This window comes from Variovorax sp. N23 (genome assembly GCF_025486315.1).
Lineage (GTDB): Bacteria > Pseudomonadota > Gammaproteobacteria > Burkholderiales > Burkholderiaceae_C > Variovorax.
This window is the reverse complement of the sequence record NZ_JAOOPY010000042.1, coordinates 1-1,286: the sequence shown is the minus strand read 5'-3', so window position 1 is coordinate 1,286 and position 1,286 is coordinate 1. Positions and strand designations below refer to the sequence as shown.

Annotated in this window: 1 protein-coding gene; it reads left to right on the top strand. The window is 62.6% G+C overall.

Going from position 1 to position 1,286, the window contains the following annotated elements; all coding sequences use genetic code 11:
- The first annotated feature begins 79 nt into the window (after positions 1–79).
- Complete coding sequence (locus N8A90_RS25365) at positions 80–1,252, top strand: IS1182 family transposase (RefSeq protein ID WP_262078055.1); 1,173 nt, start codon at positions 80–82, stop codon at positions 1,250–1,252.
- Positions 1,253–1,286 lie beyond the last annotated feature (34 nt).

Sequence of the window (1,286 nt, the reverse complement as noted above, 5' to 3'; positions counted from 1 at the left end):
GGCCGAGGCTGTGTGAAAAGACTTCCAGTCTCGCTCTTCCAAAATTAAAATCGATGCACCCGTTCTGAGCGAGGTGCCCATGAAGCGATTCATCCAAGGCGAGTCCCGCGAGCAAGTTGCCTTGCTGCCCGAATGCCTTGACGACTATATCGGTCAAGACAACCCGGTGCGCATCGTTGATGCCTTCGTCGAAGAGCTCGATCTTCTCTCGCTGGGCTTCGGTGGCGCTGACCCTGCGCCCACCGGGCGCCCTGCGTACCACCCGGGTGTGCTGCTAAAGCTGTACATCTACGGCTATCTGAACCGCATCCAGTCCAGCCGCCGCCTTGAGCGCGAAGCCCAGCGCAACGTGGAGCTCATGTGGCTGACCGGCCGCCTGGCCCCTGACTTCAAGACCATCGCCGACTTCCGTCACGACAACGGATCTGGCATTCGCAATGTCTGCCGTCGCTTCATCGGTCTGTGCCGCGAGCTCAAACTCTTCACGCAAGCCATCGTGGCCATCGATGGCAGCGAGTTCAAGGCCGTCAACAGCCGCGACCGCAACGTCACGCCTGCCAAGATCGATGCGCGCCAGCGCCAGATCGAGCAGAGCATCCAGCGCTACCTGGACGCGCTGGAGACGGCGGATCGCACACAGCCCGCGGATGTGGAAGCGAAGACCGAACGCCTGCAGGACAAGATCCGGACCCTGCGCGCGCAGATGCGCCAGCTCGACGAGACCCAGGAGCAATTGAAGAAGCTGCCCGACGGGCAGATCTCCACCACCGACACCGACACCGATGCCCGCTCCATGGTCTCGCAGGCCAAGGGCTCGGGCCTGGTGGGCTACAACGTGCAGACAGCGGTCGATGCCAAACACCATCTCATCGTGGCGCACGAGGTGACGAACATCGGCAACGACCGGGCGCAGTTGAGCAAGATGGCCAAGGCCGCACGTGAGGCCATGGACACGAAGAAGCTGCAGGCCTTTGCCGACCGTGGCTACTTCAACGGCACCGAGCTCAAGGCCTGCGAGGACGCGGGCATCACGGCCTTCGTTCCCAAGCCCATGACCTTGCGACGGCGCACCGTGGAGCATGTCTTCGGGACGTTGAAGCACTGGATGGGCTCGACGCACTTCCTGACGAAGACGCTGGCGCATGTGGGCACCGAGATGAGCCTGCATGTGCTGGCTTACAACCTCAAGCGAGTGGTCGCCATCCTCGGCATCAAGAAAACAATGAAGGCGGTGCGGCTGGTGGGGGCGTGAGCCTCTTTACGGCGCGTCAACGGCGCGCAGCGGG